The organism is Stenotrophomonas sp. Steno-Z1, assembly GCF_056393175.1.
Map to the genome: position 1 here is coordinate 1261256 of NZ_JBWJPB010000001.1, position 14428 is coordinate 1275683.

The 14428-nt window shown below is 68.6% G+C and carries 12 protein-coding genes; 9 read left to right on the plus strand and 3 right to left on the minus strand.

The window, feature by feature from the left end; translation table 11 throughout:
* The first annotated feature begins 73 nt into the window (after positions 1-73).
* The 3 genes from AC06FD_RS05570 to AC06FD_RS05580 all read left to right on the plus strand — a co-directional run bounded on the left by AC06FD_RS05570 (position 74) and on the right by AC06FD_RS05580 (position 3646).
* A complete protein-coding gene (locus AC06FD_RS05570; RefSeq protein WP_449334394.1) occupies positions 74-622 on the plus strand; it encodes a hypothetical protein in 549 nt (182 codons plus the stop codon).
* 71 nt (positions 623-693) lie between these two features.
* Positions 694-1902: an alpha/beta hydrolase gene (locus AC06FD_RS05575; RefSeq protein ID WP_478077207.1), complete on the plus strand. Its 1209-nt coding sequence runs from the start codon at positions 694-696 to the stop codon at positions 1900-1902.
* A 199-nt stretch (positions 1903-2101) separates the two neighbouring features.
* Entirely contained in the window at positions 2102-3646 is a 1545-nt protein-coding gene (locus tag AC06FD_RS05580) for an arylsulfatase (RefSeq protein ID WP_478077208.1), read from the plus strand.
* Between the two features lie 66 nt (positions 3647-3712).
* Here AC06FD_RS05580 and AC06FD_RS05585 read toward each other — a convergent pair whose 3' ends face one another.
* A complete protein-coding gene (locus AC06FD_RS05585; protein WP_478077209.1) occupies positions 3713-4162 on the minus strand; it encodes a lysozyme inhibitor LprI family protein in 450 nt (149 codons plus the stop codon).
* A 14-nt stretch (positions 4163-4176) separates the two neighbouring features.
* A complete protein-coding gene (locus AC06FD_RS05590) occupies positions 4177-4458 on the minus strand; it encodes a hypothetical protein (protein ID WP_478077210.1) in 282 nt (93 codons plus the stop codon).
* Between the two features lie 235 nt (positions 4459-4693).
* On the opposite strand from AC06FD_RS05590, the gene AC06FD_RS05595 reads away from it, so the two are divergent.
* From AC06FD_RS05595 to AC06FD_RS05615, 5 genes are all read left to right on the plus strand, one after another.
* On the plus strand, positions 4694-5023 hold the full coding sequence (locus tag AC06FD_RS05595; protein ID WP_478077211.1) for a hypothetical protein: 330 nt from the start codon (positions 4694-4696) through the stop codon (positions 5021-5023).
* A gap of 322 nt (positions 5024-5345) precedes the next feature.
* Positions 5346-5579 carry a hypothetical protein gene (locus AC06FD_RS05600; RefSeq protein WP_478077212.1) on the plus strand — a complete coding sequence of 78 codons (234 nt, stop codon included), beginning with the start codon at positions 5346-5348 and terminating at the stop codon, positions 5577-5579.
* Between the two features lie 147 nt (positions 5580-5726).
* On the plus strand, positions 5727-6143 hold the full coding sequence (locus AC06FD_RS05605) for a DUF2231 domain-containing protein (RefSeq protein ID WP_259202834.1): 417 nt from the start codon (positions 5727-5729) through the stop codon (positions 6141-6143).
* A complete protein-coding gene (locus tag AC06FD_RS05610) occupies positions 6140-7456 on the plus strand; it encodes a PQQ-dependent sugar dehydrogenase (protein ID WP_478077213.1) in 1317 nt (438 codons plus the stop codon). The genes AC06FD_RS05605 and AC06FD_RS05610 overlap by 4 nt, the downstream gene beginning before the upstream one ends.
* 279 nt (positions 7457-7735) lie before the next feature.
* Positions 7736-10564 carry a hybrid sensor histidine kinase/response regulator gene (locus AC06FD_RS05615; RefSeq protein WP_478077373.1) on the plus strand — a complete coding sequence of 943 codons (2829 nt, stop codon included), beginning with the start codon at positions 7736-7738 and terminating at the stop codon, positions 10562-10564.
* Between the two features lie 54 nt (positions 10565-10618).
* On the opposite strand, the gene AC06FD_RS05620 is transcribed toward AC06FD_RS05615, so the two are convergent.
* A complete protein-coding gene (locus tag AC06FD_RS05620; RefSeq protein ID WP_478077214.1) occupies positions 10619-13180 on the minus strand; it encodes a TonB-dependent receptor plug domain-containing protein in 2562 nt (853 codons plus the stop codon).
* A gap of 285 nt (positions 13181-13465) precedes the next feature.
* Here AC06FD_RS05620 and AC06FD_RS05625 point away from each other — a divergent pair, with 285 nt between their 5' ends.
* A complete protein-coding gene (locus AC06FD_RS05625; protein ID WP_478077215.1) occupies positions 13466-14383 on the plus strand; it encodes a bifunctional helix-turn-helix transcriptional regulator/GNAT family N-acetyltransferase in 918 nt (305 codons plus the stop codon).
* Positions 14384-14428: the final 45 nt, after the last annotated feature.

Sequence of the window (14428 nt, forward strand, 5' to 3'; positions counted from 1 at the left end):
ACGCCGGGGGCCGGGCGCGGCAAGGTAAGCTCGCTGCCTGGCGCGGGGACGGCGCTGTCACCGGGGACGGCCGATGGCCATGGCACTGATCGCGTTGCTCCTGCTCGAGCTGCTCCTGCAGGGCTTCTGGAATGCCGCCTATTGGGGCGCGGGCATCGTGGTGTTCAAGCACTCCCTGCCGGCCACGGCGGCCGCACGCAACCAGCTTGCGCTGGGCAGCCTGCAGCACGATGTCGACCCGGCGGGCTGGCTGCCGCTGGCGTTCCACGCCTTGCCCGATGGCAGCATGGCGTTCCGTGAACGCTGGGGCGCGAGTTTCGCGCGGCGCTACTACCCGGTCATGCGCGGCCGGATCATCGTCGATGCCCGGCGTCGCCAGGTGCGGGTGCTGGGGCTGTGCAACTGGAACGTGGTGGCCATCGCGCTGTCGTCGGTGCCGGTGGCGGTCGCGCATCCCGCGTCGGCCGCGCTGCTGCTCCTGCTGCCGCTGTTCGGGGTGAGCTACGCGTTGCAGCGGCGGCGTTTCATGGCCGTGGTCGAGGCGCTGCGCGAGCAACTGGACACCGACCGCTCGGTGGAGGCGATCCTGGACGCACGCCTGCTGGCCCGACGCCCGCGCTGATACGCCCCGGCCTGCACCGCAGGTAGACTTTCCTGCTCGATCCTCATTGCCTGATGCCCAGGCCGCCGCCCATGACTGTTCCCTCACCCCCCACGAACCGCCGCACACAACTGGCCGACGCGATGCAGGCAGCGGGCTGCGTCGATCCCCGCGACTGGGTGAGCAGCGAGCTTGACGAGAACATCCCGCAGTTCGCGCGGTTCCTGCTGCTGCGTGATGTGCACCATCTGGCCGATGCCGTGCAGGACACGCTTGCCGAGGCGGTGTACGACCGGCCGGATCTGCAGGACACCTTGACTGCCCTGCAGGCGGCCGTGGCGCCTGCGGCGCTGGAGGCGCTGCTGCTGGCCTACGGCCGGGCGCTGGGCAACGGGTTCGTGATGACGCTCGACGACGGCGCGATGGCGCAGGGCGCGGACACGCCGGGCTGGCAACTGATGGAGACCGATGCCGACGGCGAGCCCACCGGCCGCCTGGTGCAGGGCCTGCACGAGGACTACCTGGATTTCGACGGGGCTTACCAGCCACTCGCACGCGCGCCTTGCGGGACCCCCGGCGATAGCGTGCCCACCCTGACCATCGTGCCGCCGAAGGGCGTGGCAACCGACGCGGCGATCGTCGTCTTCCCTGGCGGCGGCTTCAGCATCCTCGCCATCGATATCGAAGGCACGGAGATCTGCGATTGGGTGACCTCGCGCGGCATCACCTGCGTGCTGGTGAAGTACCGCGTGCCCGGCGGCAACCACTACTGGAACAAGGACTGCAACTGCCACATCACGCCCCCGGTGCCGTTCGCGCTGCAGGACGCGCAGCGGGCGATCCGGCTGGTGCGCTCGCGTGCCGGCGGGCTCGGCGTGAACCCGGCGAAGATCGGCGTCATCGGATTTTCGGCCGGCGGTTATCTGGTCGCGCAGACCAGCAACCAGCTTGCGCCGCGCTACCGCGCCGTGGATGCGGTGGACCAGGTGAGCAGTCGCCCGGATTTCGCCATCGCGCTCTATCCGGGGCACCTGTGTCGCGCCGGCGGCACCCTCGATCCCGGCTTGACGGTCACCGCCGAGGCGCCGCCGACCTTCCTGCTGCAGGCGTGGGACGACCCGGTCGACAAGATCTGCAACAGCACGGTGTATGCCCGAGCGCTCGACGAGGCCGGGGTGCCGGCCGAGGTGCACCTGTTTGCCAGCGGCGGGCATGCATTCGGCGTGCGGCCCAGCGCACAGCCGGTGTCTGCGTGGCCGGCCCTGGTGGAACAGTGGCTCAAGGGCCTCAGGGTGCTCTGAGCTGGGGGCCCATGCAGCAATGTTGGGGGCGAAGCGTCGCACTGAATGCGGGCAGGACGCCGCATGCCGAGCGCTGCCTGGCCGACCGCCGCCCAGCGTGGGCGAGACGAAGACTTACTGAGGCCGGCTAAGTAGAAACACGCTGGCTGCATCGGCGCACGACGAGGACCATCAAGCCACCCCGTCCCCGGAGACTTGCATGGCCAGCGCATCCAAAAAGCCCAACATCCTCGTGATCTGGGGCGACGACATCGGCATCTCCAATCTGAGCTGCTATACGCACGGATTGATGGGCTACCAGACCCCCAATATCGATCGCCTGGCCAACGAGGGCATGCTGTTCACCGACGCGTATGGCGAGCAATCCTGCACCGCGGGCCGGTCCTCCTTCATCACCGGCCAGAGCGTGCTGCGCACCGGCCTGTCCAAGGTCGGCATCCCCGGCGCGCCGGTGGGCATGAACGAAAAGATCGTGACGATCGCCGCGCTGCTGAAGAACGAGGGGTATACCACCGGCCAGTTCGGCAAGAACCACCTGGGCGACCTCAACCACATGCTGCCCACCAACCACGGCTTCGATGAGTTCTACGGCAACCTCTACCACCTCAATGCCGAGGAAGAGCCGGAGATGTACGACTACTTCCCCGAGAAGGAGTTCGGCAAGTTCATCGACACCATCAAGCCACGCGGGGTGATCCACAGCTTCGCCACCGATGCCGATGACAGCACCGAGCAGCCGCGCTGGGGCAAGGTGGGCAAGCAGAAGATCGAGGATACCGGCCCGCTGGACCGCAAGCGCATGCTCACCTGCGATGACGACTTCGCCGAGCGCGCCAAGGGGTTCATCAAGCAGGCCAACGACGAAGACACGCCGTTCTTCGTCTGGGTCAACTTCACCCACATGCACCTGTATACCCACACCAAGCCGGAAAGCCTGGGCCAGGCCGGGCGCTGGCAGTCGCCGTACCACGACACCATGATCGACCACGACAAAAACGTGGGCTCGCTGCTGGACTACCTGGACGAACTGGGCATCGCCGAAGACACCCTGGTGGTGTACTCCACCGACAATGGCCCGCACCGCAACTCGTGGCCCGATGGCGGCATGACCCCGTTCCGCAGCGAGAAGGACACCAACTGGGAGGGCGCGTTCCGCATCCCGCTGGTGGTGCGTTACCCCGGCAAGATCAAGCCGGGCACGATCTCCAACGACATCGTGCAGCACCATGACTGGCTGCCCACGTTCCTGGAGCTGGCCGGCAACAAGACCGTCGTGGATGACCTGAAGAAGGGCGTCAAGGCGATCGGGCGCACCTACAAGAACCACATCGACGGGGTGAGCCTGCTGCCGCGCCTGACCGGCAAGGCGGATGCCTCCCCGCGCAACCTGTTCGTCTACATCTCCGACGATGGCGACATGCTGGGCATCCGCTACGACAACTGGAAAGTGACGTTCATGGAACAGCGCTGCAAGGGCACCATGCAGCTCTGGGGCGAACCGTTCACGGCCATGCGCATTCCCAAGATCTACAACCTGCGCACCGACCCGTACGAGTTCGCCGATGTCACCTCCAACACGTACTGGGACTGGTATATCAACCACGTCTACATCGTCTACGGGGCGATCGCGTTGCTGACCAGGTTCAACGAAACCTTCATCGACTTCCCCAAGATCCAGAAGCCGAACACATTCACCGCCGACCAGGCCATCGAGAAGCTGCAGGATGCGGTGGCCAGCAAGTAACGCGGGCTGCCACACCGGGCTGCGCTGCGCGGCGGCAACGTCGCGCAGCGACCGCTGCCGGCGCCGTTACCGGCCGCCGATCGGATAGGAGCCGGCGCACACGTCGCCTTCCTCGGTCCCGTCCAGCCATTGCCTGAGCTGCTTCACGCGGTCGCGGGTGAGCAGTTCGTACTCGCTGCTCTGGCACATCGGCAACACGCTGCCGGCATTGCGGGGATCGGGGAAGCGGGCGGCGATCTGTGCGTCGCGGAAGGCAAGCCAGGCACGCTGGGCGGCCTTGAACCGGGTCACGAAGGCGGTATCGTCGGCATTGGCCGCCAGCACCTGGGCATACACCCGGTTGAGCTCGTCGTCGGCGGCCTTGGCGCCGATCCCGGCGCACTGGTTGAGCCCGGCCTGCGACTGGTTCGGGCTGTCGCAGGCCATGCCATCGGAGGTTCTCGCCCCGGCTTGCGCGGCACCCGCGCCCGGCACGCCGCAACTGGCCACGGCCAGCAGAATCAGGAGCGATTTCATCGCAGAAGGTCTCCTCAGCCGCGGTAACCGCGGACGCGCATGCACGTCTTGATCAGGTCGGACTTCTCCATGCCCCGCACCACGCCGTCGCCCACCGCGTCATCGGTGCTGCGCGGCGCCCTGCCATCCCCCACGGTGGCCTTGGAGGCGTCGTAATCGCATTCGGCAAGGTCCTGCTGCTTCTGCGCCTCGCTGGCGCCCGGCTTGCTCCAGCGCTTGATCTGGGCAGTGCCGCAGCCGGCGACGAGCAGGGTGGCACACAGCAGTATCGTGACGCCGGGGAGTCGGCTGTACATACGCATTCCTGGCAGGAGGGAAGGGCGATGTTGCACCGGCGTATTACCGCGCCCGGGCAATGATCGGCCCGTGAAAGCAGCAGGGCGGCAGCGGCCGGCAACGGTCCGCTCCGCAGCCACGGCTGCACCCGCCGGCGCCTCGTCCCCAGCCCGGGTACCCGCGTGCCAACGTGTGGCCAACGGTGTCGGCTGCAGGTGATACCCGCGCCCAGGGAAGGGAACAAGGAAGGCCGCGATGCTGATGATGTGCGTGGGGTTGATCGTGATGGCGTTGGGCTATCTGCTGACGGCCCGGGACACGTCGGGTCCCCGTCGGTGGATCGGGATCGCGCTCATCGCCAGCGTGGCGCCGGTATTTTTCTGGCTCGGCGCATTCTCCCGGCAGGTCGACGCGGGCCTGTGCTACACCAGCGCGATCCAGTCAATCGCCGCTGCGGTCGCGCGCACCGACCATCCGCAGGCGCTGGCCAGACAGATCGAGGCGCTGCCACAGGCCGGCTATGAAACGCGTTGCCCCGAGGCTCGGGACGCGGCCGCCGCGCTTCCCGGTGCCGGCGCGCACTGATCGCGCGGCCAGGTGGCCCACCCACCGATCGCCACTCGCCTGCCGGCCCCATCGGCGCCACGTCCCCCGTCACCGTCGGATGGGCGCATTGGACCCTGCCCGGATGCGCATCCGCCACGAGCCTGCCGTGAACGTGCGTGTCGCCCCAGGATGCAGCACCCGCGTATCAGCGGCGCAGCGGCACCAGAACGACGCGACGCGGCGAGGGCCTGCCGGCACAAGTGGCACGGCGGGATAGAATGCCGGCACGGGCGAGCGATCCGGCCACCCGCGTCGGCGCGGCACAGGGACGGGCATGGAAGAGAAGCACGGTGGAATCTGGATGTTCGCGCCCATCGCGGGCGAGGTGGTCGTGTCCGAGCATTACCGTGCCGAGCCGGAGCGGCTGGAGCGGATCGTGCAGCACGCCGACGGAGCCCTGCAGGTGGCGGTGCTGCACAAGGTGGTCGATCCGCAGTGGCGGCTGCCGGTGTGGTCGGTGCTCACGGTGGCGCGGGTGGCGTCGGTGACCGACGCCGAACGCCACCTGGCGGCGAGCGCGGTGCGGCAGTACTGAGCGAGGACACGGTGGCCCACCGGCGCGTGGCGCTGCTGGTGCTGCGGAGGGGCAAGCCCGGCCGCCGCTGGTCGTAGCATCACGCCACGCAGCCGCCGGCGCTGGCAGCATCCAGGCTTCCGTATCCGCGTTCCCGAGGAGACAGCCATGGTGTCCACTGCCGTCCCGCCCCGATCCTGGGCCATCCATCCGTTCCACGCCGCGGTGCTGGGCGGCGTGTTGCCGCTGTTCCTCGGCGCGCTGCTGGCTGATTACGCCTACTGGAGCAGCTACGAAATCCAGTGGGCCAACTTCGCTGCCTGGCTGCTGGTGGGGGCGATGGTGTTCACCACGCTGGCGCTGTTGTGCGGCATCGTCGGCCTGGTCCGGCGCACGCGCCGCCTGGGGTATGTGCTGGTGCTGGCTGCCACCTGGGTGGTCGGCTTCATCAACGCACTGCATCACGCCCGCGACGCCTGGGCGATCATGCCCGGTGCGCTGGTGTGGTCGGTGATCGTTACTGTGCTGGCCTTGCTGGCCACCTGGATCGGGTTTGCCAGCCTGCGCGTGGGAGGTGTGCGATGAACCGCCGTACCGTTCGGATCCTTGCCGTCTCCCTGCTGGCCGCCGCGCTGGCCGCGTGCAGCCAGAAGGCCCCGCCGCTGAACCAGATCGGCGCCACGCCCGAGCTGCCCGCGCCGCACCGTGGCGTGATGCCGGACATGACCATCGCCAAGCCGGCCGCATGGGGCGACCGCGTGCCCACCGTGCCCAACGGCTACCGCATCAGCGCGATTGCCACCGACCTGGCCATCCCGCGGCAGACCCTTGTGCTGCCCAACGGCGACATCCTGGTGGCGGAGGGACGCGGCGGCAGCGCGCCCAACCTCAAGCCCAAGGACGTGATTGCCGGCAAGATCAAGGCCAAGGGCAATACCGCGGTCAAGAGCGGCAACCGCCTGACCCTGCTGCGCGATGCCGACAGCGACGGCGTGTACGAAATGAAGACGGTATTCGCCGACAAGCTCAACGCGCCCTATGGCCTGGCGATGATCGGCAATGCGATCTACGTCGCCAACCAGGATGCGCTGGTCCGTTTCGACTACCAGCCCGGCCAGACCCGCGCGGCCGCACCGCCGACCAAGGTCACCGACCTGCCGTCGGCCATCAACCACCACTGGACCAAGTCGCTGGCCGCCAGCGCCGATGGCCGTTACCTGTACGTGGGCATCGGCTCCAACAGCAACATCACCGAGCGCGGCATGGCGGTGGAACTGGACCGCGCCCAGGTCTGGCAGATCGATGCCGCCACCGGCGCGCACCGGCCCTTTGCGACCGGCCTGCGCAACCCCACCGCGCTGGCGATCCAACCCGGCACCGGTGCGCTGTGGGCGGTGGTCAACGAGCGCGACGAGATCGGCCCCAACCTGGTGCCCGATTACCTCACCTCGGTGCGCGAGGGCGGCTTCTACGGCTGGCCCTACAGCTACTGGGGCAAGAACGTGGACACCCGGGTGATGCCACAGAACCCGCAGAAGGTGGCCTCGGCGATCGCGCCGGATTACGCGCTGGGCTCGCACGTGGCCGCGCTCGGCGTGGCGTTCTCCACGCCGGCGATGGGCGCGCCGTTCGCCGACGGGGTGTTCGTCGGCGAACACGGCAGCTGGAATCGCAACCCGCCGGTGGGTTACAAGGTCGTCTTCGTGCCCTTCAGCAACGGGCGTCCGGCGGGCGCGCCGGTCGATGTGGTGTCCGGATTCCGTGGTGAGGATGGCCGCACGCGCGGCCGCCCGGTGGGAGTCACGGTGGACCCGCGCGGGGCACTGATCGTGGCCGACGACCTGGCCAACACGATCTGGCGCATCACCCCCGGTACGGCGCCCGCAGCGCCGCGCTGAGCCACGCTGGGCCGCCTTGCAGGCGCGCACGAGGAGGCGCGCCTGCGTTGACGCGGCATTGCCGCGATTGGCGTAAATTGCTGACCCACCACGGGCGGCTGGCAGGTGCCAGCCGCCTTTCGTCTGCGTCTGCAACGCTTCCAGCCCAAGGTCCGGTGTTCCGATGTTGCCTGTCCCCGTATTGCCTGCCGCCCGCGCGTGCGCGGCGCCGACCCGCGCGTTGCCGGAGCCTGCCGTTTGAGCGCGGCCGGCGTGAACTTCCCCGGTGGCACCGGGCCGATGGCCGAGCAGGTCCGTCGGCATGACTGGCAGGCCACGCCGCTGGGGCCGGTGGACACCTGGCCCGGCGCGCTGCGCAATGCGGTGAACCTGATGCTGGCCTCGCCGGAAAGCATGTACGTGGTATGGGGCACGGCACTGACGTTTTTCTTCAACGATGCCTACCGCCCCATCCTGGGCCCACGCCTGGAGGGTGCGCTGGGCGCGCCGTTGCGCGAACTGTGGGCCGATGCCTGGGACGCGGTGCGTGCGCCGATCGAGGCCGCGTTTGCCGGCGAGTCCTCGCGGTTCGAGAACATGCCGGTGGCGATGAGCCGCCGCGGCGTGCCGGAGGACACCTGGTGGACCTTTTCGTTCTCGCCCCTCTATCTGGATGACGGCAGCGTCGGCGGCGCGTTCTGCGTCACCAAGGAAGTCACCGACGTGCTGCTGGCGCAGCAGCGGCTGGCCCGCGAGAACGAGCGGCTGATCGCGCTGTTCGACAAGTCGCCGATGTTCATGGCCTTCCTCAGCGGGCCGGAGCACCGCATCGAGCTGGTCAACCCGGGCTACCAGCGCCTGGTCGGTGACCGCGCGGTGCCGGGCACGTGCATCCGCGACGCGCTGCCCGAAGTGGTCGAGCAGGGCTTCCTGCCGCTGCTGGACCAGGTGTACCGCACCGGCGAAACGTATATCGGCAGCGAGGTCATCTACGATCCCCCCAGCGCCGGCGATCGCGCCGGCGGCCAGCGCCAGCTCGATATCGTGTTCCAGCCGGTGCTCGGCGATGACGGCCACACGGCCGGCGTGTTCGTGCAGGGCCTGGACATCACCCCGCACGTGCAATTGCAGCGCTCCATGCGTGACGTCGAGGCGCGCCACCGGCAGATCATCGACAGTGCCAGCGACTACGCCATCGTGGCCTCGGACATGGAGGGCAGGGTGACGCTGTGGAATACCGGTGCCGAGCACCTCTTCGGCTGGACCGAAGCGGAGATGCTCGGGCGCAGCGTGGAACGCATCTATACCGAGGAGGACATCCAGGCCCGGCGGCTGGAAACCAACCAGCGGGCCTGCATGGTCTCCGGCGGGGTCAGCGGCGAGCGCTGGTTGCAACGCAGGTCGGGCGAACGTTTCTGGGCGAACGGGGCGATGACCGCCCTGCGCGACAGCGACGGTGCGGTGCGCGGCTTCGTCAAGGTGCTCGGCGACCGCACCGAGCAGCAACGTGCCAACAGCGAACTGGCCCACAGCGAACGCCGCCTGGGGGCGCTGGTGAGTGCCTCGTCGCAGTCGCTGTATGCGATGTCGGCGGACTGGCAGGAGATGCGGCCGATCGCCGGGGCCGGTGCAGCGGACGGGGCCTTGCCGGCGGTCACCGGCTGGCGCGAGGAGCGCGTCCACCCCGACGACCGCCCGTTGCTGGAGGCCGCCATCGCCCAGGCGATGGCCACGCGCCAGCCGCTGCGGCTGGAGCACCGCGCCCTGCTGGCCGATGGCAGCGTGCGATGGGTGCTGATGCGCGCGGTGCCCTTGCTGGATGACGCCGGCGCGGTGACCGAGTGGTTCGGCACGGCCTCGGACGTGACCGAGCGCCGGCTGGCCGAAACCCAGCTGCGCCAGCTCACCCAGACCCTGGAAGAGCGCGTGCAGGCCCGCAGCGCCGAGCTGCAGGTGGCCGAGGAGCGCCTGCGCCAGAGCCAGAAGATGGAAGCGGTGGGGCAGCTGACCGGCGGTCTCGCGCACGATTTCAACAACCTGCTGACCTCCATCTCCGTCGGCCTGGAACTGCTGGAACTGCGGATCGACCAGCAACGCTACGACGACGTGGGGCGCTACCTGGAGATGGCACAGGCCAGTGCGGCCCGCGCCACCGCGTTGACCCAGCGGCTGCTGGCCTTCTCGCGCCGCCAGACCCTCGCGCCCACCCCCGTGGTGGTGGAGGCGATGGTGGGCGGGATGCTCGATATCATCTCGCGCACGCTGGGCCCGTCCATCGCCATTTCCACCGACCTGGCCCCCGCGCCGTGGGCGGTGCTGGTGGACGTGCCGCAGTTGGAAAACGCGCTGCTCAACCTGTGCATCAACGCCCGCGATGCGATGCCTGCGGGCGGCCCGCTGGCGATCGGCACCGCCAACGTGGCCCTGGCCGACCAGGCGGCTGCGCAGCTGGATATCCCCGCTGGCGAGTACGTGCGGCTGTCGGTGGCCGACACCGGCACCGGCATGGACGCGGCGGTCATCGAGAAGGCGTTCGAACCGTTCTTCACCACCAAGCCCATCGGCCAGGGCACCGGCCTGGGCCTGTCGATGATCTATGGCTTCACCCGCCAGTCCGGTGGGCAGGTGCGGATCGACTCGCAGCCCGGGCAGGGCACCACGGTGCACCTCTACCTCCCGCGTTTCCTCGGTGATGCCGCCGACGCGTCCACGTCGACGCCGCCCGACGAGGCCGGCGCGGCGCCGGCGGGCAACGTGGGCACGGTGCTGGTGGTGGAAGACGACGATGCGATCCGGGCACTGGTCACCGAGGTGTTGTCCAGTTCCGGCTACCGCGTGCTGCAGGCACCGGAAGGAGGCCGCGCGATCGAGATCCTGCAGTCCAACGAGGGCATCGACCTGCTGGTCACCGACGTTGGCCTGACCGGCGGGCTCAATGGCCGCCAGGTGGCCGACGCCGGTCGCCAGCTGCGACCGGCGCTGCCAGTGCTGTTCATCACCGGCTACGCCGCCTCCGCCGCGGTGGGGGCCGGCCAGTTGGAGCCCGGCATGCAGGTGCTGACCAAGCCGTTCACCGCGGCCGAGCTGGAACGACGGGCGCGTGCGCTGGTGGTTGGCGACGGTGCATGAGCAGCACGCGGCGGGATCCCGGCAGATCCCGCCGCGCCGCTTCGCCCCCTGGGATCAGAACTTCCAGCCCACTCGCGCGTAGTAAAAGCCGCCGTTGAAGCCATACGGCGAGTGCACCGGGTACTCCGCGCCGGCCACGCCGGACCAGGGGTTCTTCGACGGCACCCGGTCGAACAGGTTCTGCGCGCCAACGCTGACGTACAGCCCCGAGTCGAACGTCCAGCCCACGTCGGCATCCACGATCAGCGCGCTGCCGCCGTAGATCGGCAGGCCGCCGTCGGCGGCCGAAATCACCCCGCTGTCCAGGTGGTCCTCGTACCAGGAGCCGTAGTAGTTCAGGCGCAGGTTGGCGTGGAACACCTTGCGCTGGTGGTGGATGCTGAAGTAGCCCTTGGTCCTGGGCAGTGACTTCTCCAGCTTGTACACGCGCGCGGCATCGATGAAGTCGGTGTCGTAGCGGTCCACCTCGGTGCGGTTCCAGTTGGCGGCCAGCGAGTAGGTGGTGGTGCCGCCGAAGTGGTCGCTCTTGTAGCTGGTCACCAGGTCCACGCCGGTGGTGGTGGTGTCGAAGGCATTGCCGAAGTAGGTCACCTGCGAGATCGAGGCCGCCTCGGGGTTGCCGCCGAGCACCAGCGCCGCGCGCTCTTCGGGGGTGACCACGAAGCTGGTGCTCAGCGCGATCCGGTCCTTCACCTTGATCTGGTAGCCATCCAGGGTCACCAACCAGTCGCCGTGGGTCCAGACCGCACCCAGCGATGCGTTCCTGGACTTCTCCGGCGTCAACGGCTGGGCGCCCTTGAGCTGGGCGATGGCATTGGTCGGCGGCAGCGTGGCGATGTCCTCCAGGGCAGTGCCGCCGAACACGGTGCTGATCTGGCTGATGTTGGCCTGCCCCGGGGTGGGGGCGCGGAAGCCGGTATTGAAGGCGCCGCGCAGGGCAAACTGCTCGTTGACGTCGAAGCGCGCGGTCAACTTGCCGGTGGTGGTGCTGCCGAACGAATCGTAGTCCTCGTAGCGCACTGCGCCGGCCAGCAGCACGCGCTCGGTGAGCTGCGCCTCCAGGTCCGCATAGGCCGCCCAGTTGCGGCGGTCGAAGGTGCCGGCGGTGCGCGAACTGAAGCCGTTGAAGCCGTTGGAGCCCAGCGCGAAGCCCTGCGAGGTGAGCGGTCCGATCGCGGTGGACGGGCCATCGCCAGGACTGATCTTGAAGCTCTCCTCGCGCCACTCCGCGCCCAGTGCCAGGCGCAGCGGCTGGCTGGTGAAGCGGGTGGCGATATCACGGCTCACATCGACGTTGAGGTTCTTCTCGGTCTGGGTGTTGCCACCGGGATGGAACCGCAGGCCCTCGGGCTGGTCCGGCCCCAACGAAGCGTTGACCGTGTTGTAGATGATGAAGTCGATGTCGTTGCGGCCCCAGGAGCCGCTTACGTCCCAGTACCAGTCGCCCCACAGGCCCTTGGCACCGGCCACCAGCGACATGTCCTCCAGCGAACCGCCGAAGCGCGGGGTGAAGCCGCCGGGCAGGCTGGACAGGAAGGTGTAGCAGTTGGAGGGCAGCGCGGCGACCGCACCGCTGACCGAACTGTACGGCAGCAGGTTGCCGGCGCGATCGCGCAACGCGATGCCCGGGCAGGCGCCGGCACCGGCGCCATTGAGGTTGCCGACCAGCAGGCTGTCGCCGCCGTCGTTGGAGTACACCCCCGAGCGGGCGGTGGGGTCGCGGAAGTAGAAGCCGCCATCCACGTCGCGCTTGGCGTAGTTGCCGAACAGGTAGAAATCCACCGCATCGGTGGTCAGGCCAAGGTTGGCGACCAGCTTGAGGTCGTTGTCCACCTGCGGCGAGCCCCACACCTGCGCGGGCTGGCCCACGCCGGGGTAGCCGGCGGCAATGGCCGCGGCGGCATCGTCGCGCTGCACGCTGCGCGAGGTGTCGTCGGCCTTGCGCCATTCGGCGGTGAGCGTGGCAAACCCGCGGGCCGTCAGCGGCAGGCCGATCTGCGCCGAGTACTGGGTGGTGAGCCCGTCGCCCTCGTAGTACTTGCCGGTGAACACCTCGGCACTGCCGCCTTCGCGCAGCTTCTTCAGGCCGAAGTTGATGACACCGGCGATCGCGTCGGAGCCGTACTGGGCCGCGGCGCCATCGCGCAGCACGTCCACCTGCTCCAGCGCCAGCGACGGAAACACCGACAGGTCCGGGCCCTGCGCGCCGTCGGACAGACCGTGGCCGAGGAAGGTGATCACCGCTGCACGATGGAAGCGCTTGCCGTTGACCAGCAGCAGGGTGTTGTCCGGCGGCAGGCCGCGCAGGTTGGCCGGGCGCACCAGGCTGGCGGCATCGTCGATGGGGATGGTGCTGACGTTGAACGATGGCACCAGCACGCGCAGCTGGTCCAGCGCGTCGGTGGCGCCCTGGTTGCGGAATTCGTCACCGCTGATGATGTCGATCGGCACGGCCGAGGACGAGACGGTGCGCGGTTTGGTGCGGCTGCCCAACACCGAGACCGTGTCGAGGGTGGAGGCCTCCGGCGCGGCCGGAGGTGTGCTGTCCTGTGCCAGCGCGACCGAGCTGGTGGCCAACAGCGTGGCGGCCAGCGCCACGTGTACCGCAGATGCCAATGACGAGATTGCGTTTGGAGCGTGAACACACTTGCCAATGCGGTCGTTCATGCATGCACCTTGCAGTTGGAGGGTCGGAGGTGTCGTTCGTCTACTGGGTCATCCCGTTGGTTCTCCTTGCGCGCCAAGGCCCTGATGCGCTGCACAAATAATTAACAGAACGTAAACCGTACTGCAACGCATCTTTCGTTTGTGCCTCATGCACTTCGCAGGCGGTCACAAAAAAGGCTGGTATAGGTGCCAAAGGCAATCAATAATTGCCAAAGGCATTCATGGAGGAACTACATGTCCGACGTCCTGACCAACGACGTGGCCCGCCTGCAGGCGTTCAACCGCGATTACGCGCGCCACCTCGCCATGCTGGAAGAGGGCCTGGTACGCGGTGATTTCAACCCCACCGAAGTGCGGGTGCTGCTCGAGCTGGCCTGCCGCGACGGCGTGACCGCTGCCGACCTGTGCCGGCTGTTGCGCCTCAATGCCGGCTACGTGAGCCGCTTGCTGGCCGGACTGGAAATGCGCGGCGTGCTGGCGCGCCGGCCTGCCGTGCACGATGCACGGGCCAGCGTGCTGGTCTTGACCGATGCCGGGCGTACCGTGTCCAACCAACTGGACGCCGCCGCCAGCGCGGCCGGCGCGCGCCTGCTCGGCCCGCTCAGCGCCGCCGGCCGGGCGCAACTGGTCGAGGCGATGGAGCAGATCCGGCGGCTGCTGTCCGAGCCTGGCACGGACTACGTGCTGCGCGATCCGCGGCCGGGTGACATGGGCTGGGTGGTGCACCGGCACGGTGCGTTGTACGCGCGCGAGTACGGCTGGAATACCGAATTCGAGGCACTGGTGGCCGACATCGTCGCCCGCTACCTGCGCGAGCACGATGCGCGCACCGAGCGTTGCTGGATCGCCGAGTGCGCGGGCACGCCGGTCGGCTCGGTGTTGGTGGTCCGCCACGACGCACAGACCGCCAAACTGCGGCTGCTGTACGTGGACGCCAGCGCACGCGGCCGGGGTATCGGCCGCCGGCTGGTGGACGAGGCCATCGCGTTCGCGGCGGCGGTGGGTTACAGGCGGATGGTGTTGTGGACCAACGCGGCGCTCGTCGATGCGGGCCGACTGTTTGCCGAGGCGGGATTCGAACTGCTGACCGAGCAGCCCGAACAGCTGTTCGGCAAGCCGCAGGTCTCGCAGTTGTGGGCCAGGACGTTGTAGGCGAGTGCCGGCGGCGGCAACCAGGCCCGGCGGATGCCGGGCCTG